We start from the raw sequence: 21677 nt of genomic DNA on the forward strand, positions 1-21677 counted from the left end.
CCACGTGCGGGCTTTTTCTTACCCGGAGCAATCATGGCCAAATCTCAAGACGATTCGGCGGTGCAGGATCTAGCTACCGCCACCAGCTCAACGCTGACCACCTCGACCACATCCTTTCGCGACACCCTCTACACCTCCCGCACGCTGATCCTGCCGGATGACCGCACGTTGGCCGTAGCGAAGGGTGTGGTCACGGTCAGTACCTCGGATGACGTAGCGCTGAAGTACCTCAAGGTCCACGCCGAGTTCGAGCTGAAGAAGGAATAACCCCGATGATCGGAATGGATCGCCACACCGGGCAGCCCATCTCCGGTATCGAGCATTTACGCCAGTCCGTTCAAGACATTCTCAGCACGCCACTGCTGAGCCGCCGCGAGCGTCCGGAGTACGGCAGCAAACTGCGGCGCATGGTCGACCTGCCCATCAACGAAGGCTGGAAGAGCGCCGCGCAGGCTGAGGCCGCTCGGGCGTTGAGGCAGTGGGAGCCACGGCTAAAACTGGAGCGGGTGAACGTGCTGTCTGTACTGGGCGGGCAAATCAATCTGAAGGTCAGCGGCGAATACCTCGGTGTGCGCGGCACGTTGGAGGTATGGGTATGAGTACCCTGGTCGATCTGTCGGAACTGCCGGCACCGGAGGTGCTGGAGCCGCTGGACTTTGAAGTCGCGTATGACGAAGCGCTGGGCGTTTTCCGTGGGCACATGGGCGACAACTGGACGGCTTCACTGGAAAGCGACCCGGTCACCAAGCTGCTGGAGGTCGGCAGCTACATCAAGCTCGGCAATCGGGCGCGGGTCAATGATGCGGCCAAAGCGCAATTGCTGGCCTATGCCACGGGTGGCGATCTGGATCACCTGGCGGGCAACGTTAATCTGAAACGTCTGGTGGTTCAGCCGGGCGACCCGCTGGCGGTACCTCCCGTCGAGGCGATCCTGGAGTCCCATGATGCCCTGCGTGAGCGGGTGCAGCTGGCGTACGAAGGGCTGACCACCGCCGGCCCGCGTAACAGCTACATCCTGCATGCCCGTAATGCCTCGGCGTTGGTTGCCGATGCCACCGCTGAAAGTCCTTCGCCGGCCTGCGTTGATCTCGCCGTCTTGGGGCTTGAGGGTGACGGTACGGTCGGTCCCGACTTGCTGGCATTGGTGGCCGACGCGGTGAATGACGATGACGTGCGTCCGGTCGGTGATCGCGTGACGGTACGCGGCGCCGAGATACTGCACTACAGCATCGACGCCGTGTTGCACATGAAGGGGGCTGGCCCGGAAAACGATGCCGCACTCGCCGAGGCGATCAAGCGTCTGGACGCCTGGATCAACCCGCGTCGCCGGTTAGGGCTTGAGGTGGCGCGCTCCGGTGTCGATGCGCAACTGCATGTCGCGGGCGTGGCTCGGGTCGAACTCAAGAATTGGCAGGATCTGGCCCCGACCAAGGCGCAGGCTGCTTACTGCACGGGATACAGCGTCGTGCTGGGAGGGTGACATGCGCAGTCTTTTACCGCTCAACAGCACGCCACTGGAGCGCGCTATTGAGGCGACATTCATTGAGCAAACGCTGATCCCGCTGCGCACGTTGTACAACCCCGATACCTGTCCCGTGCATCTGCTGCCCCACCTGGCCTGGGCGTGGTCGGTCGACCGTTGGGATCCGGACTGGTCGGAGCCGGTCAAGCGCGCGGCGATTAAAGCCTCGTTCTACATCCACAAACACAAGGGCACCATCGGCGCACTGCGGCGGGTGGTCGAACCCTTGGGTTATCTCATCGAGGTGCTGGAGTGGTGGCAGACCGTGCCTTTGGGGATCCCGGGTACTTTCGCCCTGAAGGTCGGTGTGCTGGACACCGGGATCACCGGGGAAATGTATCAGGAGTTGGAGCGTCTGATCGACGATGCCAAGCCTGTGACCCGGCACCTGACCGGGCTAGCGATCAGCCTGGAAACTCAAGGCACTTTGAACATTGCGGTGTCGCTCTCCGAAGGCGACGTAATCGACGTTTACCCGCCGGTGATGCGTGACATCGAAGTCACGGGCCGCTTCGGTGTGGTCGGGCGCGAACACTCCATAGACACCCTGGACGTTTACCATGATTGATGCGAACTCGCAGTTTTTCGCCATCCTCACGAACGTGGGCATGGCCAAGCAGGCGAACGCCGACGCGCTCGGCATTCCCTGGAAGATCACCGAAATGGGCGTCGGGGATGCCAACGGCACCGACCCGATCCCCAGCGCAACACAAACCCAACTGATCAGCGAATGGCGCCGCCGGCCGTTGAATCAGCTCAAGACTGATCCGGCTAACCCGACGGTACTGATCGCCGAGCAGATTATCCCGGCCGATGAGGGCGGGAAGTGGATTCGCGAAATTGGTCTGTACGACATCGACGGCGATCTGGTGGCGGTGGCCAACTGCGCGCCGAGTTTCAAGCCGCTCCTGTCGCAAGGTTCGGGCCGCACGCAGATTGTGCGGATGAACTTCATTGTCACCAGTACCGGCAACATCACGCTTAAGATCGACCCGGGCGTGGTGGTGGCGACGCGTGACTACGTCGATCAGAAGGTATTGGAGGAGCTGGGCAAGCAGGACTTTAAACACTCGGTGCGGGTGGCGACTACGGTCAACATCGCGCTGGCGGGGCTTCAGACCATTGACGGGGTGACCTTGGTTGCCGGTGATCGCGTGTTGGTGAAAAACCAGGCCGCAGCCAAGGACAACGGCCTGTATAGCGTGTCTGCGGCGGGTGTGTGGACGCGTAGCGCGGATGCCGATAGCAGTCTGGAAGTCACGCCCGGGTTGTTTGTGCATGTCGAGCGCGGCGGCCTTAACGGCGACAGCATTTGGCAACTGGTGACGGATGCGCCGATTGTCCTGGGCGTGACGGATTTGCTGTTTGAAATGGCGGCCGGGCGTACCGGTGTCAATACCGGAACATACCGCAGTGTGACTGTGGACAAATACGGACGGGTGATAGCCGGTACGAATCCCACCACTATCGCGGGCTATGGCATCACGGATGCTTTCACCAAGACGGAAGTGGCCGCGGCTATCAGTGCCGCAACCGTTCAGGTGGTCACTTCTGTTTCGGCGTCTAAGACGCTTACGGCTCAAGAGCTTGGGCTTGTTTTGGTTGATGGCAGCGCGGGCGCGCTCGCATTACAGCTGCCGGTGGCTGATGCAGGTTTGGGCGTCCGTGACGTTATAGTGCGGCGCGTCGACAACAGCGTTAATCGCCTGGTGGTCCAGGCGAGCGGTACAAACAAAATAAAATTTCACACACACCTTTCTGCGACGGGTTATCCATTTTTCGTCCTGATGGGGGCCGGAGATTGGTGGCATCTGCGCAGCGATAGTGCCGGTAGCTGGTGGCCCGTCGGTCGCTGTGACAGTACCTCGCTTGGTCGGCCGGTACTTGAGACGACTGTTCTGTTGAATCCGGGCGGCTGGGGCGCGATTGCCGGCGTTGCTGTACTTCGTGCCGAATGGCCTTGGTTGTGGGACCACGCTCAACAGTCGGGAATGCTGACCACTGAGGCAGCCAGAGCTGGTATGGAAGGCGGATGGACCTCGGGCGATGGCTTAACAACGTTGCGCGGTCCGGAACTACGCGGCGAGTGGTTGCAGGTTCTGGACGAGGGGCGCGGTGTTGATCTGAATCGCGTGGCGGGTAGTTGGAAGATGTCCGAGAACAAGGCGCACACCCACGGGCTTTCTGGCGCTGGTAACTACGGCACGCAGATGATGGGCGGCGGTACCAACAACTATTCGCAGTGGACTCCCGGTACCACCGCGTCCAGCGGTGGGGCAGAGGCTCGTCCTCGAGGCATTGCCTATCCGGGCCGAATTAAAATGATCTGAGGTTCTGATGAATATCTATTTGTTTGATCCGCTCGGCATTCTGGCGGGGCCGTTCGAGTGGTCTGAGTTTCCGGAGATTCCGGGGTTTGGCCAACATCTGCCGGGCAATGCCATTCAGCTGGAAAATGCTCTCGACCAGCCAGCGGCTGGCCATGTATGGGCGCTGGTCGATGGGGAGCCGCAACAATTGGCCGACTATCGCGGCATTGTTTACCACACGGATACCGGTGCCGAGGAAGAGCATTTCGAGATTGGCGATCTACCCGAAGGACTGACCGGTAAACGCTGGCCGGGTCGGTTCTACGTGTGGGCTGATGGGGACTGGGTTCTGGATGAGGCGGCGCAGATTGAAGCGGCGCGCGCAGTTGAGCGGGCGTGGCGCAATGCGCAGATCGCCGCGACTGACTATCTGGCAATGCCGGATTACCCGATCACCGCTGAACAGCGAGCCGACCTGTATGCCTACCGCCAGGCGTTGCGCGATTGGCCGGATGTGACGCTGTTCCCTGATCTGTCAGGCCGCCCCCAGCCCCCCGCATGGATTGCCGGCTTGGCCCAATAACGCCCCGCACTGACGGGGCGTTTTCTTTTCCGTTACCAGCAATTCGAACATCCCTGACAGCCTCGCGTATACGGGGCTTTTTCATTCCTGGAGATTGAGCCTCATGAGTTTCTTTCACGGCGTCACGACCACCTCGGTCGATACCGGCGCGCGCACCATCTCGTTGCCGTCGTCCTCGATCATCGGTCTGTGCGATACCTTCACTCCAGGTGTCCTCGGCGGTGGCACGGCCAAAGCCGGCGAGCTGAAGCTGATCACCACCGAGCGCGAAGCGATTGCCGCGTTCGGCGCCGGTGCGGCGATTACCAAGGCCTGCCAGGCGATCTACGCCAAGGCCAAGGCGGTGATCGTGGCCATCGGCGTGGCCAAGCTGGAAGACCCCGCGCTGCAAACCTCGGCGATCATCGGCGGGGTACTGGCTTCCGGTCAGCGTACCGGCTTGCAGGCGTTGCTCGACGGCAAAAGCCTATTTAACGCGAAGCCGCGACTGCTGATCGCGCCAGGTCATTCCGCCACCCAAGCGGTGGCCACTGCCATGGACAGCCTGGCGCAGAAGCTGCGGGCCATCGGCATCATTGATGGTCCCGGCACCACGGACGAGGCCGCCATGGCCTACGCCGATAACTTCGGCAGTCGCAACCTGTTCATGGTTGACCCGGGTGTGCAGTTCTGGGACGCCGACACCAGTAAAACGGTCGATGCCCCGGGCTCGGCCTGGACGGCGGGCCTGTTCGCCTGGACCGACGCCACCTACGGTTTTTGGGCCTCGCCGTCGAACAAGGAGTTTGTCGGCATCACCGGCACCACCCGCGCCGTCGAGTACCTGGATGGCGACGACACCTGCCGGGCCAACCTGCTCAACAACGCCAACATCACCACGATCATTCGCGACGACGGTTTCCGCCTGTGGGGCAACCGCACGCTGTCCAGCGATGCGAAGTGGGCATTCGTTACCCGCGTTCGCACGCTGTTCATTCTCATGGACGCCGTGCAGGCCGGCCACAAATGGGCGGTCGACCGCTCGATCACCAAGACCTATGTCAAGGATGTGACTGACGGCCTTGAGGCGTTCATGCGCGACCTGAAGAACCAGGGCGCGGTGATCAACTTCGAGGTGTACGCGGATCATGAGTTGAACACAGCCAGCCAGATCGAGCAGGGCAAGGTGTACTGGCGCATCCGCTTCACCGACGTGCCGCCGGCTGAGAACCCGAACTTCCTCTTCGAAGTCACCAACGAATGGATGACCGAAGTGCTTGAAACCGCCTAAGGAGGCCACCTGATGATTCCTGAAGTTCTGTCCAACTGCGCCGGGTTTATCGACGGCGTAAGTTTTTCCGGTGAAATGCCGAGCCTCACCCTGCCCAAGGTGGTTCTGAAGATGGACACCTACCGGGGCGGCGGCATGGCCGGTGAAATCGAGATCCCGACCGGCGTGGAAAAGCTCGAAGCCGGGTTTACCACCAACGGTGTACGGCGAGAGGCGTTGAAGTGGTTCGGCCTCTCGGACCGCACTGCGTGCAATGCCGTGTTTCGTGGCTCGTTCAAGGGCCTCAAGGGCAAGGTCACCCCGGTCATCGTCACCATGCGCGGCGGCCTCAAAGAGGTCGATATGGGGGATTGGAAACCCGGTGAAAAAGCCGAAAGCAAACACAACATGGCGCTGACCTATTACAAGCTCGAAGTCGATGGTCGGCTGATCTACGAGATCGACATGGTCGGCATGGTGCTGGTGGTCGACGGCGTCGATCAACTCGCGGAAGAACGTTCGGCCCTGGGCCTTTAAGGAAAAAACATGACTCAAGCAATGGTCAAAGACTCGCTGCCCAAGTGGCTGCAAATTACCGAAGACGGCTTTCGCATCGCCCTCAAATACCCGACCGAGCTGAGCGGTGTGCTGGTCGACAGCATGTCGATGCGTGCTCCCTGTGTACGCGATATCCGTGCCGCGCAGGCCACCTGCAGCGGTGATGAGGAGAAACGTGAGATGTCGCTGTTTGCCTCGCTGACCCAAACCCCAGAGGCAGATCTGATGGCGCTCAAGCTGGTCGATTACATGCGTCTGCAGGGCGGCTATTTTCGTCTGGTCCAAGACGACGGCGTTTGATGCAATCACGTTGAAAACCCTGGCCAAACGGGTGGCCAAAGAGACCGGATTCTCGGCGGCCGAGATTATGGCCATGCCATTCAACGAACTGGTGTGGTGGCTCACGGATTGAGCCACTGTTCATTTCTCCGACGCATAGGGCACGCATATGGCGAACAAACTGGCGCTTGGCTTTGTCATCGGTGGCGCCGTCGATTCAACGGTGGGCAAAGCGTTCAAGGACGTCGAAAGTAAAATCAAACACCTGGACGCGGTGGGTACCAAAGCCCGGGTGTTGCAAAACACCATCGGCGACACGATCCGTTTGCGCGAGGAGTGGCGCAAGGCGCATATGGCCGGCGCCGAAGGCGCGGGAAAGCTGCTGACCAAACTGGAAAAGAACCTCGAGCTGCTGAAGAAACAGGGCATCGAGGTCGGTCGGCTCAACAAGGCCTACACCGTGATGGGCCGGGTCGCCGCCGGGGCTGAACTGAAGGCGCTAGGGCACAGGCAACTGGAGGAGGGGCGTTCGGGCCTCAAGAGCAGCGTCGGTCAGGCCGGGGCCATGGTCGCCGCCGTGGCCATCCCGACCAAGGTCAGCGCGGACTTCAGCGCGATCATTCGTGACATCGCGATCAAGGCCAACATTGCCAACGATCCCAAAGAAACGCAGATGTCCAAGACGATTATCGACACGTCACGGGACACCGGCATGGCGCGCAACCAGGTGGCCGAGGTGGTCAACGCGTTGGTCGGTGCCGGCATGGAGCTGGACAAGGCCCTGCAATACGCGCCGACGGCTGCCAAGTTTGCGATTGGGCAAGGGTCGGACGGCGGCGAAACCGCGCGCATGATCAACGCCCTGGGGCAGAACGCCAAGATCACTGACCCGGCCATGATGCAAAAAGCCCTGGAGGCAATCGCTTATCAGGGGCAGGCGGGCAGCTTTGAAGCGGCCGACATGGCTAAGTGGTTCCCTGAGCTGCTCGCCGGCATGGGCAAGCTGGGCATCACCGGCATGGACTCGGTGACGCAACTGGGCGCAATGCTGCAGGTGCAAATGAAAACGGCCGGCGGTTCCGATGAGGCGGCCAATAACCTGAAAAACTGGATGGAAAAGATCGGCTCGGGAGAGACGGTCGCGGCCTACAAAAAGGCCGGGATTGATTACCAGGCGTCGATGACCACCGGCCTGCAAAGCGGTATGTCGACGCTGGAATCGAGTTTTGCCCTAGCGCAGAAGTACATCGCGGCGACCGATCCAAAGAAAGCGGCGGCCATGGCGCAAGCCACGGCGAAGATCAGCAAGGAGACGGACCCGGAAAAGGCCAAAGCCATGATCGCGTCTCTGGAGCAAGCCTTGCGCACCGGTGACCTGTTTTCGGACATGCAAGTCAAGGCGGCTCTCACTGCGTACACGCAGAACAAGGACCTATACAGCAAACTGAAAAATGACTCGGCGCAGGCGGTCGGTATTCTCGACAAAAACCTGGCGGAACGCCGGCAGACGTCCTCACAAAAATGGGCCGAGATGGCCCAGAGCATGGATGACGGCATGCGCAGCATCGGCGATGCGTTGCGGCCGGTGACCGACGCCGTGGCCGAGGGCATTGCCAGCGTGGCCCGTCGCCTGACCGAATTCTCCGATGCAACCCCGCGTCTGGTGACCGGCATCGGTGCCGCTGTGGCCGGGTTGGTCGCCCTGAGTACTGTGGTCAGCGCGTTCAAAATGGGCAAGGGCCTGATGAACATTGGGCGCGGAACCTTGTTGGGCAACCCGAATATTCCGCAGAAGGTGATTGTCACCAACATGTCCGCCCTGGGTGGCGGACTGGAGGCCGGCGACCTCGATGCTGGTGGCGGCAAGGGTAAGAAGGGCGGTAAGGGCGGCAGTGTGGGGCGCGGTGGCAGTATCGCGGCGGGCATGAAAGGGCCGGCCGCATTAGCGGTGATCGACGCCGGCTTCAAGGCCGTCGACACCTACAACAACGCCGTGACACCGGACGAAAAAGCTCAGGGATACGGCGAGGCTGCCGGGGGATTGGCCGGCACGCTGGCCGGCGCGGCGGCGGGTGCGGCCATCGGTACGGCCGTGCCGCTGATCGGCAATATCGTCGGCGGACTGATCGGCGGTTATCTCGGTTATATGGGCGGTGATGCCCTCGGCGGTTATGCCGGCAAGTCGATGTTTGGCTCCGATAAAGCGCTGAAGAGCCTGCCGGCCGCAGGGCCGCTGATGATGACCAATGCCGGGCAGAACATCCCGCCGGTGATGGGCGATATCGCTCGTTCGTTTGCGCCGACTAAATCCGCCGCTACGCCGGGCCTGTTGCCGGAGCGGGAAGCTGACGGCCCCGCGTTGGGCGATGTCACACGCTCCCTGAGCAAACCTACGGCGCCGAGTGTGCCGGCGTTGTTGGCCCCGGTTCCTGCAGCACCCAAGGCCGAGCCGCCGAAGATCGAGCAGCGGGTGGAGATTCAGGCCCCGCTGCACATCACCGTGCAAGGCGACGTGAAAGATCCGGCGCAATTGGCGCGGGAGCTGCAGCCCTACATTGATCAGCAATTGCGCCAGTCCACCCAGCAGCTGCAGAACCGCACGCTGTATGACGAACCGCATGTGTAACGAGGAGGGCCAATGGCCTATATGGAGCAACTGCAGTCGGGGCTGAAATACCTGGCGACAGCCGGCGAGAGCGGACGGCGTAGCCTGGACGGCATGCTAGGACCGGTCAACGGTGCCATCAGTGAAATCAGTGGTGCGGCATCGGAGTTGGAAGGCGTGCCGTTTGTGGGGCCAGTGATCGGGCAGAAGTTGCAACGGGTGATGCGCGGGGTCAACGCCGCGCAGGCCAAAGTGGGTCAGGTGGTCGCCACCTACAACAAGGCCTCGCGTGCCGTATCGCAGATCGATGAGCGCATGGGCCAGTTGAAAGAGCAGGCCGCCCGCGCGTCCACGGCAATCAACAAGATCGCGGGCAAGGTCAGTCCCGCGCTGGCCAACATCGTGCCCACCGGTTCGCTGGCCGGCGACAGTACACCACTGCCGGAGGCGGTCATGCCGTTTCCGCACCTGTTGATCGTCCAGCCGCTGGACCCCAAGGCGCCGCCTTATTATTTCAATCTGGACACCGCTGCCTTTGATGAGCTGCGACGTTCGACCGAGTTTCGTTGGGCCGCGCAGGAACGCCTGGGGCGACGCCCGGCACAGCAAGCGGTCGGCATGGGCGAAGAAAAAATCACCCTTAAGGGGGCGATCTTTCCCGGCTTCAAGGGCGGGATCAAGCAACTGGACACCCTGCGTAGCCTCGGCGCCCAGTTGAAGCCCCTGACCCTGACCACCGGTTATGGCGACGTGCTCGGCACCTGGTGCCTGAAGAACGTTGAAGAAGAACAGAGCGCGCTGCTGCAGGGCGGGATCCCGCGCAAGCAGGCGTTCACCTTGGAGTTTGCACGCTATGGCGACGACCTGCAGAACGTCTGACGGGGACCTGCTCGACACCTTGTGTTACCACGTTTACGGCCACCTTGCGGGCACCGTCGAAGCGGTGCTGGATGCCAATCCGGGGCTGGCCGATGAGCCACAGCCCTATCGAGCCGGTGTGCTGATCACGCTGCCGGACCTGGCGGCGCCTGCACAGAACCAAATAGCGCTATGGGATTGATGGTCTACACTCCTGCCGCTTGATTCCTCAAGCTCCTTACTTTCTTACCCGCCTTGCGCGGGTTTTTTTTTGGAAAAAATCCATGACCCCTGTTTTTCGTATTGTGGCCAATGGAGCGGACATCACGGCCCTGATCAACGACCGGCTGCTGCAACTGAAAACCACCGACAAGCCCGGTATGGAGTCCGATGAGTTCGAGCTGCGTATCGACGACCGCGACGGTGCTGTAGCACTACCGCCACGCGGAGCCGGCATTGAGATCTTCCTGGGCTACGCCGAAACGAAATTAGCCCGCATTGGCCGCTACGTCGTCGATGACATCGATTTCTCAGGACCGCCGGACACCTTGGTGATTTCCGGCAAAGCCAGCGACATGCGTGGCAGTGGCAAGACCACACGGAGCGGCAGTTGGGAAGACGTACCGCTGTCGCGCATCGTCGCCGATGTCGCCGCGCGTAATGGCTGGCAACCGGTGTGCCCGGTGCAGACCAAGGTGCCCCGGGCGGATCAGCTCAACGAGTCGGATTTCAACTTCATTACCCGCCTGGCCAAGCAGTACGACTGCACGGCCAAGGTGGCCGACGGCAAATTGCTGGTGATGCCGCGGCAGGGTGGGGAGAGCGCCTCGGGCAAGGCGTTTGGCGTGGTCGTGATTCGTCGTCGTGACGTCAGCCGCTTTCAGTTTCGGCTGGGTGATCGCAATGCCCACAAAGCGGTGTCGACCAAGCACCAGGACAAGAAGAACGGAAAACTCGTTGTGGTCACCCTGGACAACGACGACTCGCCGGATGGCCTGCCGCCCGTGCACACCGACCGACACATCTACCCGAACAAATCCGCTGCAGAGGCGGCCGCCAAAGCACGACTGACAGCCTTCAACCGGTCAACGGCCGGGGTTCGACTGGAAATGGTCGGGCGCACCGATCTGTTTGCCGAGCGCACGATTGATGCCCAGGACTTCAAAGTCGGTTTCGACGGTGAGTACCTCGTGGACTCAGTGGAGCAGGTGTACACCCAGTCTGGCTGGAGCACGACGGTCGAATGCAACGGCGGCAAGAAGGGCAAGGCAAAAGCTAAAGGCAAAAAGAAAAAAGCGGCGAAGGATCTGAAGGTCGTTCAGCTCCAGCGGTAGCGCCGTAATCTCAACCAGGTGGAGACCCGCGATGTCACTCACAGAGCAACAGCTACAACGCATCATGCCCAACGCCCGCCGCCAAGCGGGCGTTTTTGTATCCGCCCTCAATGCCTCCATGATGAACCGGCAGATCAATACGCCGAAACGGCAGGCGGCGTTCCTCGCCCAGGTCGGTCACGAGTCGGGTCAACTGCAGTACGTCCGCGAGCTGGGCGGCGATCAGTACCTGAGCAAGTACGACACCGGCAACCTGGCCGCAAATCTGGGCAACACGCCGGAAGCGGATGGGGATGGCCAGCGCTTTCGCGGTCGCGGCCTGATCCAGGTCACCGGCCGCAGTAACTACCTGCGTTGCAGCCTGGCCTTGTTTGGCGACGAGCGATTGCTGCGGACCCCTGAGCTGCTCGAGCTGCCACAGTGGGCCGCCGAGTCGGCCGCGTGGTTTTGGTGGGTACGTGAGCTGAACGCGCTGGCGGATCGGGATGAATTCAATGCGATCACCCGCCAAATCAACGGCGGACTCAACGGCCTGAAGGATCGGCTGGAGTTGTGGGCTCGGGCGAGGGCGGTGCTATGCGTCTCATCGACCTGATCCCGGCACCGTATCGGCTGCTGGCCCAAGGTGTGCTGCTGGCCGCTTTGACCGGCGGGTCTGCCGCGTTAGCGTGGCAGGTCCAGGACTGGCGCTACGGTCGCCAGCTTGAGCAGCAAGCCCGCCTGCAGGCTGAAACCTTCAACCAACTGACTATGGCTGCTGCAGCGCAGCAGCAAGCCGAGCAGGACAAACGTCTCGCCCTGGAACAGCGGCTTTCGGCCAGCGAACAAACCCATTACCGAGTCTTGCGCGATGCCCAACGTGATCAAGGTCGCCTGCGCGACCGTCTTGCCACTGCTGATCTGCGCTTGTCAGTCCTCCTCGACACCACCGATGCTGCCAGCGGCTGCGCAGTGTCAGCCGCCACCGCCACCAGCGGCGTGGTTCATGGCCCCACAAGAGCCCAACTTGACCCAGCGCATGCTCAACGAATTATCGGCATCACCGATGCCGGCGACCAAGGATTGATTGCCTTGGCGGCCTGTCAGGCCTACGCCAAAGAAGTCTCAACACCGAAGTGAAAAAGAGCGACCGGAGTGGATGCGTCAACATCCAAACCGGTCGCCGTCGCTGCAGATGGTCCCTGCAAGTCCAGCCAAGGCTCTTACTCCGTGCACGAAGCGCGGCGAGCCTAGCACCTGTTTATCCATACAGTAAAGGTCTTGCTCTCAATGTCTACACCCATCATCCCTTGGATGGGCGGCAAACGCCGCCTGGCCGATCGTCTCATTCCGCTCTTCCCACCTCACGAATGCTACGTCGAAGTTTTTGCCGGCGGTGCCGCGCTGTACTTCATGCGGCCTCAGGCCGCGCCGGTTGAAGTGCTCAACGACATCAACGGCGACCTGGTCACGCTGTACCGCGTCGTGCAGAACCACCTCGAAGAGTTCGTGCGCCAGTTCAAATGGGCGCTCAGCTCGCGCCAGGTGTTCGAGTGGCAGAAGATGACCCGCCCCGAAACCCTCACCGACATCCAGCGCGCCGCCCGATTCTTCTACCTGCAGCATCATGCCTTCGCCGGCAAGGTCACTGGGCAGACGTTCGGTACCGCCACCACCGGCCCGGCGATCAACCTGCTGCGGATCGAGGAAAACCTCTCGGCTGCCTGGCAGCGCCTGTCCGGCACCTACGTCGAAAACCTGCCTTGGCTGGAATGCGCCGAACGCTACGACCGTGCTCACACCTTCCACTACATGGACCCGCCTTACTGGCAGACCGCTGGGTATGGAGTGGACTTTCCGTTTGAGAACTATGAGCGAATGGCCGAATTCATGCGCCGATGCAAAGGCAAGGTGATGGTCAGCATCAACGACCACCCGGACATCCGGCGGGTGTTCGAGGGCTTTCACTTCGAGACGCTGGACATCCGTTACTGCAACAGCAATCAGCGGCAGGGGAAGGCTGAGGTGAGCGGTGAATTAGTGATAATGAACTGGGAACCTACAGCGTTGGGAGGGTTGTTCTAACGCTGAACAGTGCGTCCGCTACACTCCGATTTACTTATCGGGAGAGCAGGGTTGCGATGAACGAAATTAATACAGCACTCATTGCGGTGCTTGGCGTGCTTGGCGGTGCCTATATCAACAATTTTGCGGCTGAAGACTTCCGTCGTTTTAGAGATAGTCAAGCTTTAGCGGGAGCTCTGGCGGGAGAGCTCGCTTCGATCCGAGTGTCCTTCCCTGATTTGCTTACTGCTCTCAACAATATGAGGGCGCAAGTCCAGGCTCGTGAACCTCTGGACCTGCAGGAGTTTCCGCAAGCGTCCAGTCCTATCTTTGAAGCAAATGCTGGGAAAATCGGCTTGCTTTCCGCCGTTCTGGCGAGAGAGGTGGCTTTCGTTTATGAGCGTGTTCAAGCGTTCCGAGTATTATTTCACCATCTTTCAAAGCATCACAAGGATATGAAAGACGAGCAGCGCATAGCACTGGTCCAAAGTTGTATCCAGTTGGTCGATGGTGGAAAGGAAAAGATTGAGGCACTGGTCGACAGTCTGGACGACCACACTCATAAAGCATGGAACCCTCCCAAGCTTGCGAGGCTAGGCATTTGGGTAGTGATCGGGGTCGTCGTAATGGGCGCCGTTAGGGTCAGCATTTCCATCGTGCCGGCCTTCTATACGTGGGTATATCCTTGGATAGCACGAGTTTTCACGTAGTCGTAAGTGGCGCACCCGTGCGGGGGTGGGGGCGGATCAAACTGTTCTGTGATGGAGTGGATATTGCTATGCCGAAAAAACCATTCTTAGCGGATCCTTTTAAAAAGGGGCCGTTTAAACTCAGTAAAAATCATAGTGAGTGGGCGACATATATCAAGCAATTGGCCGTTGTTTTTGAGGGGATGGAAAGGTTGCCGAATTTTGAGGAGGACAGTTCAGTCTATGTTTTTTCTGATTATAGCGGTGATCATAAAGGTGCGAGGTTTAGCACGTACTCATTCCTATTGGTGTCAGGTGATAAGTCGTCTGTTTTTGAAAAAGAGTCAAAGCTCTTGCGTGATCGATATGGACTTGGAAGTAAGGAGGTCTCTTATAAGGATATCGCCTACGGGCCTATAAAAAGATCTATAAAGGAGTATCTTGGGATTGCTGATAGATTTATTCATGGGTTGCTCCTTACAGTCTGTATAGACAATAATATAAAAAGTGTTTTTGGGGCTGATAAAAAAGGTGCGAAAGAAAATCTATTACAGATCGCTGAACAGATTGGCTCTGGGGGTGAGTGGCATCACTCAAAACTCGAGAGGATGTACAGGATATATTGTGTTCTGGTTTTGTTATTGGATTTAACTACAACAAATGATCACAAGGTTTTTTGGCAGAGCGATACTGATAAGATAAATGAGGAGGGGCGCAAGGGGAATTTTAGTCAGTCGCAGCAGCACTTGCTTAGGTTTTTTGCGGAGTTTACAGATAAGAGTTATCCCTTGCTAGGTTTTGCGAGAACATTTGACGAGCTAAGTCATTTTACCGATTTTCTTAGTCTGGCTGATCTCGCTGCGGGAATGACGCAGGATTTACTTTCGTATAAGTACTTTGATGATAAAGTTATGGTGGAGGAGGAAAAAGCTGAGGTTTGTAGATGGCTCGGAAGACAGAGTAATTTTTTACAGAAGGCCTGCATGGCTATAACAAAGAGGGACGATTTGATATATTTCGAACCTGTATCTTTTGAGCTAATTGGTTAACCGTCTAACAGAGGGGCTATTAAGGACTTCCCCTGGTTGCGCACAGTGCCCATGGCGCGGTCAATCTTGAACCATTCGAATGCCTCGGCCGGTTCGCCCTGTTGCAACACCATCTGCTCGGCGCGCTCTTTGGGCGTTGCCAGATCCAGCCACTCTCGTGCCAGCTCCGCTGCAAGTACCACCGGCCGCCGGTCATGAATGTCGACCATGCCGCCGGCGCTGTCGGCGGTGATGATCACAAACCCGTCATGCTCTCCAGGGCCTTCATCACTGTCGGGAAACTGTCCAATGGCTGCACACAGAATCGGCGTGCCATCCCGTTTGCGGATGAGGTAAGGCTGCTTCTTTGGCCCGCCTTCATCGACCCATTCAAACCAGTTGTCGATGGGGGATATGGTGCGTTGTGGCCAGATCGCCCGGAAGAATGCTCCGTGCGCAACTTTCTCAGCTCTGGCATTGATCGGTGCGGTGCGATCCTTCGCCCAATGCGGTCGCCATCCCCAGCGCACCCGATCAGCGTGCAGGGTGTCACTTTCGAGGTGGAGCAGGGCGACCGGAGTCGACGGCGCGACGTTGTACCCTTCAAGCGGCTGATCGCCGGCAGTGTTGATCAGGGCGTTGGGCATGCTCAGCGCTGCCACGAAATCGTGTATGCCTCGGTATTGGGAAAGTCGTCCGCACATGACTTCGTCCTCACATAGTGCTTTCAGCGTAGATCAGTGAATACCTGCTTCGTTACAAACCCTTTGCCGGCGCAAGTCGGGCAATCGTCGCGTTGTCCGAAACGATCAAGACAGGACGGGCAAGTGTGAAACCTGGCCAGGTCGAGAAGCGGGCGTACCTTTTCGAACGTACGCAGATTGTGGTTCTCCCGGGCGACTTGGGCGGTGTCGATCAGGGCACGGTACAGGTCAGGATCCTCAATCGGTTCGTAAGTGACGCCGTCGACAACTCGCTGAGTCTCGACGAGGTCACACTGCCCCCCGTCAGGCAAGGTCAGTGTTAAAACGGTAATTCTCGCAATTGCGCGGGATGCATTGAACACAAGGTTTGCCCCGTCGCCATCTGGATAAATTTTGCCGTCGTAGGTTGTCCGGCAAGGGTCGGTGAGTGAGCTCGCGAACTGGAAAATTGAACGACCAATACGTCCGAATAGTTCGGTCCCGTGCGCCAAAACGTCATAGGAAGAGGCGCCACAGTAGCGTGGCGGCGAATCATGCAGTTCCTCGACGACGTGCCAATAGGCGGCGTTCGCCAGTTCATCCATGTCGAATTGCTCAAGCTTGTCGATCAAGCCTTCGGCGGCTAGGCCCTTGCTCATGGAGTGAAGAGTCTGGCGATACGCCTCCGGGTTTTGAATTCGGAAGGAGGGGTTGTCGAGGGTCGAGCGCCACTGCTGAAGTCTCAGCGCTTTTGCCTGGTCGAAATTCATGGGGACTAATTCGCTGTACGGATACTGGTTTTATGTACAGTAATTCAGCCGTGTGATTGCGGCGAGGGTTGGGCGACGAACAGCAGCTTTTAGGCGTCCGAAATTCGCTCATCGGACCTGGTACTGTCAGATGCTCCCCCGGTCACATGTTGCGTATCGCGTCATTCTCGTCAAGTACGAACTCTAGTCCAATGCCCACTTCCTTTAGCACCTCTGCAGCACGATCAATGAAGAACTCGCCTTGCTCTGGCAGCTCATACAAGCCGTTGATGCGAATGATGGGGTGTTTCCCAAGTGCATTGGGAATCTCGGTGTAGATCTCGCCGCTCTCGATGAATGCAACGTAGGTATTGAGCTTGTCTTGAAGCAGTTGCAGGTGTTCGCCTTGCTCAGCTTTCCCGCCCCATTCAAGGTGGTCAGAGATATACAACACCACGTTGTCAGGTTCCCAAGTAGGGATTGCCCAGATATCAATCACCTGTGGATTTGTAATGGACATGTCTGCTCCCTCAGGGTTTTGGTCGAACAATTTCGACTTTGGTTGGTGGGATTACGGTGCCACCGGGAAAGCCGGGTTTACCTTTGCCTACAACGACTGCACCGCTTTCTTCGATCTCTGGATATGCAAGTTTTTGGTTACGAGTCAGTGGCGCTGTATCCGACGATTTGCATTCGATGCAGGAAATGTTGCCGTCTGCATCCCGCCCTAGCATATCGAACCTCGTGCGTACTCCGCTTTTGGTCTTGGCCGTCACTTCTCGGCCCACTTCGGGCGTTGTTTCGCGTAGCTCGCGTTCCTTGTAGTCTTCAAAGGCCTTGCCCTTCTCCTTGTTCTTCTCCAGCTGCGTACTGAGCACAATGTAGATTGGCTCAATGCCCGAGTCAGGGAACCAGATAATTGCATCTTGGAACTCTGGCGGATGCGCAGGATTCGATAGCACCGTGTCAGATTGTGCTGTCGGCGGATACACCCAGACTGGGGGCAGCTGTGGGGCGCCTTCCAGTGCAGGAATACCCAGTACACCGTCACCGCTTGCCGCTGGCGTCCAAGTGAGGCCAATCCCGTTACCGATGTCAGCAACAAACCTCTCGCCGTCTTTCTCGCCCTTGATGACCGGGACGTTTTCCCATTCAGACTTGCCGCCCGTGTAGAAACCATAAGCGTTGACGGAGCCGTCCGGCAAGGTCTTCACGTTGACACGCACACGTGTGCGGCCAGCTTCAAGCGTTGCGTACTGGTCGTTCGTGTAGAAAGCGCTATCTGGCGAAATGCTGGTGTTCGGTATCAGCATCCCGATAAAGCCCGTTACAAAGCCAGCAGTAACAACGCCTGATCCTTTCAGCAGACCCAGTGACAGCGATCCGCCAAGACGTTGAGCAATTGCGCTGCCCGTAGCAGACCCGCCCACCAGTTGCAATGGGGTGCCTTCGGTGGTAATCGCTGCCCCGGTGCCAAGCACTGCCCACAGCCCGTAGTCGGCCAGCTTCTCAACAGGCACAAACCCGGCTGGGTTCTTGTGATTGATTACGCCGTCAGGAAGGTTGCAGCTCTTGGCAAACACACAGCCCAGCGGTTCCGCTTGAGCGTCTGTCTTCGGTGCAAGGTCTTTGTATTCAGCCCAGTGTTGGGCGTGGATATCAACAGGTTCGCCGCCGCTGTAGGTGTAGTCCTTCGGCGGGTTTGGCACGTATCCGCTCACGATGAGCTTCCTTTTCGTCCTTGGGGAATCCCGGCCTGAGGCGGGGGGAGAATGACGTTACCGGGAAGTTCACGCACTGGCTGTAGGACAATTCCTGTTAGCAGTGCTGATTTCTCTGTTCCATGTCATTGCAGAGAGCGGATGGTAACCGCACTAGCATGAGGGTTTGAATGGTGGCCTTTTGCACACTCGCTGCCATCGTCACGAAAGTTGGCTTCTGGCTGATTGCAATCATCATCGCGGGCCGTGCAGGGGTGAGTGGCGAAGGGGGGATCATGACCTGGGAACCCTCAACTTCGGGAAGACTGTTTTGATGCGGCTGGTCGATGTTCAGGTTTGTTGCGGAGAAGGGGGGCGTTTCGTCGAAGCACTGGTGTCTGTTTCTGTTCGGTCGGTGTCTTAGAAAAACAGAAACAGACACCTGAACTGAACCTAGTTGAAGCGGGTAGGCACCAGCAGGCGTAGGTGTGTCGCGTCTGGTACGGGAGGCAACTCGCCGAGCAAGCTCGACTGCACAACGATGACCTGTAAGCCATTAGCAATGCGGCGGCCGCCCAGGTCCGCGCCGACCAGGACAAGCGGCTGGAGCTCGAGCACCGACTGTCGGCCAGCGAGCAAACCCGCTACAAGGAACTGAGCGATGCTCAAACCAATCAGCCTCGTCTGCGCGATCACCTTGCCACTTCTGATTTGCGGCTGTCAGTCCTCCTTGCCGAGGATTCAGCCGGTGGCTGTTCAGTGCCAGCCGGTACCGCCGCCGACGGCGTGGTTCATGGAGGAGCGCGTGCCCGACTTGACCCAGCGCATGCTCAACGAATTGTCGCCATCACCAACACAGGCGACCAAGGATTGATTGCACTTGCGGCATGCCAGGTATATGTAAGGGAGATAAATGCAAATCAATAGCCAAGTGCGCCGCTGCTTGAAAGACGGCGCCTTGATTGAGAGATATGACTCTCCAGCTGCGATTGGGCACCCCTGGCCGTGGCTGGAAGTCTCGGTTTTCGTTGAGACCTGATGACGGGCAAGAATAGAGGGTCAAGGCTTTTGCCAGGGCCCTGGAGAGTCAGCCACAAGCGCACCAGTTCTTGTTGGTGCCCTGTGTGTTGAGCTCCAGGTTGATCGATTCGAAGTTGATGGCCACATCACCGTAGTTCGGTTCCACCTCGAACCTTGCTACGCTCGCGCGCATCGAGGGGCCTGTCTGGGCGTTGTCTCCTGCCCTTTTGTGTGGGGAAGCGCCGCTCGGGTCCCAGGTCAGCTTGGTATAGCCGAACACCCGAACACGGTTATAGCGAAGGGAGAGGCGCTGCTTCAAGATATGTGCGGCTCCGTCCCTGTTACCACCGTGGCAGGTGAATACCTTGATCTTCTCGATTGCGTTCACGTTGTAAGACATGTTTCGTTCAAGGCTCTCGCTGATTTGTTCAGGCGTTCGAGTGATGCCGTTGATTGAATATATATTGGGGCTATCTTCAGCACCGTGTCCCAGAATATACAGCGTTGGAAGTACCGTACCCAAAAGCTGTCGCCAGGCAGTCAAGTCGTCTCCAATAATGAGGTGACCGGCCAATAGTAAACTTCCCCATGTATTTATACGGCTTTGAACCTCGTTGGTGTCCTCACCACTGGTAAAGGGACACCAGGCAAAAGTCTTGGCTTTGTTCATGATGCGAAATCCCTTTCTATTCGATGGGTGGGTTCTGGATGTTGTGATACCTGACGATGTTTTATCCAACAATAAGGTATCTGTTTCAGATTAGTAGCAAAGATGGGTTGTGCAACGGTCAGCGCCGGTTTTCTTGTGCAGCCGTACGGGAGATTTTTTCGCCCCCGCCACGCACAGGATCACCGCCACGGTCACCGCCAGCATGCCCGGACTGACCTGCTCATGCAGCAGGGTTGCGGCCAGAGCCAGGCCGAAGAAGGGTTGCAGCAGTTGCAACTGACCCACCGCGATACCGCCCTGGGCCGGGCCGCAGTGTTGGAGCAGCGTGTGCGCGACCTCGAAGACATTTGCAAATACAAAGAGCAGGTGAACGAGGACCTGCGTCGACTGAGTCGCCCCGGATATTCTAGATTATCCGATGACTGCTTTTGGCCGTTATTTGCCTGTCACGACCGCAGCCGATTGCAGCTAGATGCGAAGAGCCGCCCGAACTTGTATTAATTTTTTAGCCAATTCAGCCAGGGCGTTTCAGGGACTCCGGATCGAATGACACATTTGCAATACTGCTAGCGTCAGGTACTGGTTGAGTCGATTTCGCGTAGAGCCATTGTCATGCTTCGTGAGGCGCGCCCACCTGATCTGTACGCAGGCAGCGCGCGCCAAGTGCTGGCCGTTAATTGAATCCCCCATTTTCAGTTGCGAAATGACTGCGCCAGAAACTCGGTGATCAGCGATGCAATCTGCAGCTGGATCAACGCCCGCGGTCGAGCGTCGTCGCCATCCTGGCAAATGATGCCATCGCCTGGTGCGTCTTCTTCGAGCAACGCCACCGCGCCAGGTTTGCATATCGACGAAAAGCTGAAGTGGCTGGCGTCCTTGATCTCGACGTAACGATTCGTCGCCGGGGGCAAGCGCTTGGTCAGGTCGGCGGACTCCAACCGCGCGGGAAGGTCTTCAGAGGGCGCGCCCGCTGCGATCACCAGTGTCGGCACCGGCAATGTCGCCAGACTTTCATTGGTCAGGCCGCGTGACAGGCCCAGGTCCAGGGAAACGATGGCGGTGACACGTTTGTCGCTCAGATCGGCGACCAGCCGGGCTTTCGATGCCGGGGTGCTGTCGGGGTTGATCTGTTTGTAAACGCTGCAGCTGGCCAGCTGCGGATGGGTGATGCAGTCCTGGACAAAACGGTCGGGATCGAATCGGGCTCCGGCGATTTCCAGGGCGGTCCAGCCGCCAAGTGAATGACCTACCACTGCAATTTGACGCTTCGCCACTAACCCAAAGTGTTCCGGCTGAGACATGACCGCATCGATGGCCCGCTGCAGGTCGACGGGACGCTGCCACAACTGTGCCGCGGCTTTAGGGTTGCGATCACGGGTGGTGGTGCCGGGGTGGTTGACTGCCGCCACGATGTAACCCTGATGGACCAGTGCACTGGCCAGCCATGACTGGTTCCCCCAATTACCGCGAAAGCCGTGGGAGAGCACCACCAATGGATGCGCGCCTGCGGCCGGAGGAGCATCGCGGACGGCGAGGGCACCGACAAACACCGGAGTATCAGCGATCAACTGCGGTGTGGCAGTGGTTGCACTCGGGTACCAGACGACCAACTCCAGTGGGCGGTCATTTTGCTTGTCTGGCAACGTCGAGGCCCGGAAGCCTATGGGGTTGTCACCAGCGAATGCATGTATGTTTAGGCAGATAAGGAGCAGGGCGCCGAGCACTATTTTCATTGTTTTATCTTCCTTGATGGGATCAGCGTCGATTGGACTCGATCAGGTGCGCGGGAAACATATCA

24 protein-coding genes and 2 pseudogenes are annotated in these 21677 nt (G+C 58.6%); 19 read left to right on the forward strand and 7 right to left on the reverse strand.

The genetic code is table 11. The features are described from left to right. The first annotated feature begins 33 nt into the window (after positions 1-33). From AC1DQM_RS16950 to AC1DQM_RS17035, 18 genes are all read left to right on the forward strand, one after another. Positions 34-267 carry a hypothetical protein gene (locus tag AC1DQM_RS16950; RefSeq protein ID WP_477746533.1) on the forward strand — a complete coding sequence of 78 codons (234 nt, stop codon included), beginning with the start codon at positions 34-36 and terminating at the stop codon, positions 265-267. A 5-nt stretch (positions 268-272) separates the two neighbouring features. Continuing rightward, positions 273-599, forward strand: a complete 327-nt coding sequence (locus AC1DQM_RS16955) for a GPW/gp25 family protein (RefSeq protein ID WP_477746534.1) — start codon at positions 273-275, stop codon at positions 597-599. Continuing rightward, a complete protein-coding gene (locus AC1DQM_RS16960; protein ID WP_477746535.1) occupies positions 596-1480 on the forward strand; it encodes a baseplate assembly protein in 885 nt (294 codons plus the stop codon). The genes AC1DQM_RS16955 and AC1DQM_RS16960 overlap by 4 nt, the downstream gene beginning before the upstream one ends. A gap of 1 nt (position 1481) precedes the next feature. Then, on the forward strand, positions 1482-2090 hold the full coding sequence (locus tag AC1DQM_RS16965) for a phage tail protein I (RefSeq protein WP_477746536.1): 609 nt from the start codon (positions 1482-1484) through the stop codon (positions 2088-2090). Beyond that, on the forward strand, positions 2083-3852 hold the full coding sequence (locus tag AC1DQM_RS16970; RefSeq protein WP_477746537.1) for a phage tail protein: 1770 nt from the start codon (positions 2083-2085) through the stop codon (positions 3850-3852). Before AC1DQM_RS16965 ends, AC1DQM_RS16970 begins: the two co-directional genes overlap by 8 nt. Positions 3853-3859: 7 nt before the next feature. Next, positions 3860-4414: a phage tail assembly chaperone gene (locus AC1DQM_RS16975; RefSeq protein ID WP_477746538.1), complete on the forward strand. Its 555-nt coding sequence runs from the start codon at positions 3860-3862 to the stop codon at positions 4412-4414. A gap of 103 nt (positions 4415-4517) precedes the next feature. Further along, complete coding sequence (locus tag AC1DQM_RS16980) at positions 4518-5684, forward strand: phage tail sheath subtilisin-like domain-containing protein (protein ID WP_414868134.1); 1167 nt, start codon at positions 4518-4520, stop codon at positions 5682-5684. A gap of 12 nt (positions 5685-5696) precedes the next feature. Beyond that, entirely contained in the window at positions 5697-6200 is a 504-nt protein-coding gene (locus tag AC1DQM_RS16985) for a phage major tail tube protein (protein WP_192351817.1), read from the forward strand. Positions 6201-6209: 9 nt separating this feature from the next. Then, positions 6210-6521, forward strand: coding sequence for a phage tail assembly protein (locus AC1DQM_RS16990; protein WP_477746539.1), 312 nt, complete (start codon positions 6210-6212; stop codon positions 6519-6521). 148 nt (positions 6522-6669) lie between these two features. Beyond that, complete coding sequence (locus tag AC1DQM_RS16995) at positions 6670-9126, forward strand: phage tail tape measure protein (RefSeq protein WP_477746540.1); 2457 nt, start codon at positions 6670-6672, stop codon at positions 9124-9126. A 12-nt stretch (positions 9127-9138) separates the two neighbouring features. Further along, entirely contained in the window at positions 9139-9984 is an 846-nt protein-coding gene (locus AC1DQM_RS17000; protein WP_477746541.1) for a phage tail protein, read from the forward strand. After that, on the forward strand, positions 9959-10165 hold the full coding sequence (locus tag AC1DQM_RS17005; RefSeq protein ID WP_477746542.1) for a tail protein X: 207 nt from the start codon (positions 9959-9961) through the stop codon (positions 10163-10165). Before AC1DQM_RS17000 ends, AC1DQM_RS17005 begins: the two co-directional genes overlap by 26 nt. An 82-nt stretch (positions 10166-10247) precedes the next feature. Continuing rightward, on the forward strand, positions 10248-11297 hold the full coding sequence (locus tag AC1DQM_RS17010) for a phage late control D family protein (RefSeq protein WP_477746543.1): 1050 nt from the start codon (positions 10248-10250) through the stop codon (positions 11295-11297). Positions 11298-11328: 31 nt separating this feature from the next. Next, a complete protein-coding gene (locus AC1DQM_RS17015) occupies positions 11329-11892 on the forward strand; it encodes a glycoside hydrolase family 19 protein (protein WP_477746544.1) in 564 nt (187 codons plus the stop codon). Beyond that, positions 11874-12416 carry a lysis protein gene (locus AC1DQM_RS17020; protein ID WP_477746545.1) on the forward strand — a complete coding sequence of 181 codons (543 nt, stop codon included), beginning with the start codon at positions 11874-11876 and terminating at the stop codon, positions 12414-12416. The genes AC1DQM_RS17015 and AC1DQM_RS17020 overlap by 19 nt, the downstream gene beginning before the upstream one ends. Positions 12417-12566: 150 nt before the next feature. After that, positions 12567-13361: a DNA adenine methylase gene (locus AC1DQM_RS17025; RefSeq protein WP_477746546.1), complete on the forward strand. Its 795-nt coding sequence runs from the start codon at positions 12567-12569 to the stop codon at positions 13359-13361. 56 nt (positions 13362-13417) lie between these two features. Then, complete coding sequence (locus AC1DQM_RS17030; RefSeq protein ID WP_477746547.1) at positions 13418-14050, forward strand: hypothetical protein; 633 nt, start codon at positions 13418-13420, stop codon at positions 14048-14050. 68 nt (positions 14051-14118) lie between these two features. Continuing rightward, a complete protein-coding gene (locus AC1DQM_RS17035) occupies positions 14119-15078 on the forward strand; it encodes a hypothetical protein (RefSeq protein ID WP_477746548.1) in 960 nt (319 codons plus the stop codon). Here the strand turns inward: AC1DQM_RS17035 and AC1DQM_RS17040 are convergent. The 4 genes from AC1DQM_RS17040 to AC1DQM_RS17055 form a co-directional block, all read right to left on the reverse strand. Continuing rightward, the gene (locus AC1DQM_RS17040; protein WP_477746549.1) at positions 15075-15761 is read right to left on the reverse strand and encodes an SOS response-associated peptidase family protein; all 687 of its coding nucleotides are present in this window, start codon (positions 15759-15761) and stop codon (positions 15075-15077) included. The genes AC1DQM_RS17035 and AC1DQM_RS17040 overlap by 4 nt on opposite strands. Before the next feature lie 23 nt (positions 15762-15784). Continuing rightward, positions 15785-16510, reverse strand: a complete 726-nt coding sequence (locus AC1DQM_RS17045; RefSeq protein ID WP_477746550.1) for a hypothetical protein — start codon at positions 16508-16510, stop codon at positions 15785-15787. A 142-nt stretch (positions 16511-16652) separates the two neighbouring features. Beyond that, positions 16653-17009 carry a DUF6572 domain-containing protein gene (locus AC1DQM_RS17050; protein ID WP_010462328.1) on the reverse strand — a complete coding sequence of 119 codons (357 nt, stop codon included), beginning with the start codon at positions 17007-17009 and terminating at the stop codon, positions 16653-16655. 10 nt (positions 17010-17019) lie between these two features. Further along, positions 17020-18210, reverse strand: coding sequence for an S-type pyocin domain-containing protein (locus AC1DQM_RS17055; RefSeq protein ID WP_477746551.1), 1191 nt, complete (start codon positions 18208-18210; stop codon positions 17020-17022). A gap of 480 nt (positions 18211-18690) precedes the next feature. On the opposite strand from AC1DQM_RS17055, the pseudogene AC1DQM_RS17060 reads away from it, so the two are divergent. Further along, positions 18691-19116: pseudogene (locus AC1DQM_RS17060) on the forward strand (lysis system spanin subunit); the annotation flags it as partial. Positions 19117-19276: 160 nt separating this feature from the next. Here AC1DQM_RS17060 and AC1DQM_RS17065 read toward each other — a convergent pair. From AC1DQM_RS17065 to AC1DQM_RS17075, 3 genes and pseudogenes are all read right to left on the reverse strand, one after another. Further along, on the reverse strand, positions 19277-19879 hold the full coding sequence (locus tag AC1DQM_RS17065; RefSeq protein ID WP_477746552.1) for a hypothetical protein: 603 nt from the start codon (positions 19877-19879) through the stop codon (positions 19277-19279). A 90-nt stretch (positions 19880-19969) separates the two neighbouring features. Beyond that, positions 19970-20188, reverse strand: a pseudogene (locus AC1DQM_RS17070) (hypothetical protein); the annotation flags it as partial. A 383-nt stretch (positions 20189-20571) separates the two neighbouring features. Then, on the reverse strand, positions 20572-21612 hold the full coding sequence (locus AC1DQM_RS17075; protein WP_477746553.1) for an alpha/beta hydrolase family protein: 1041 nt from the start codon (positions 21610-21612) through the stop codon (positions 20572-20574). Positions 21613-21677: the final 65 nt, after the last annotated feature.

Source organism: Pseudomonas sp. 01L34 (assembly GCF_056400265.1).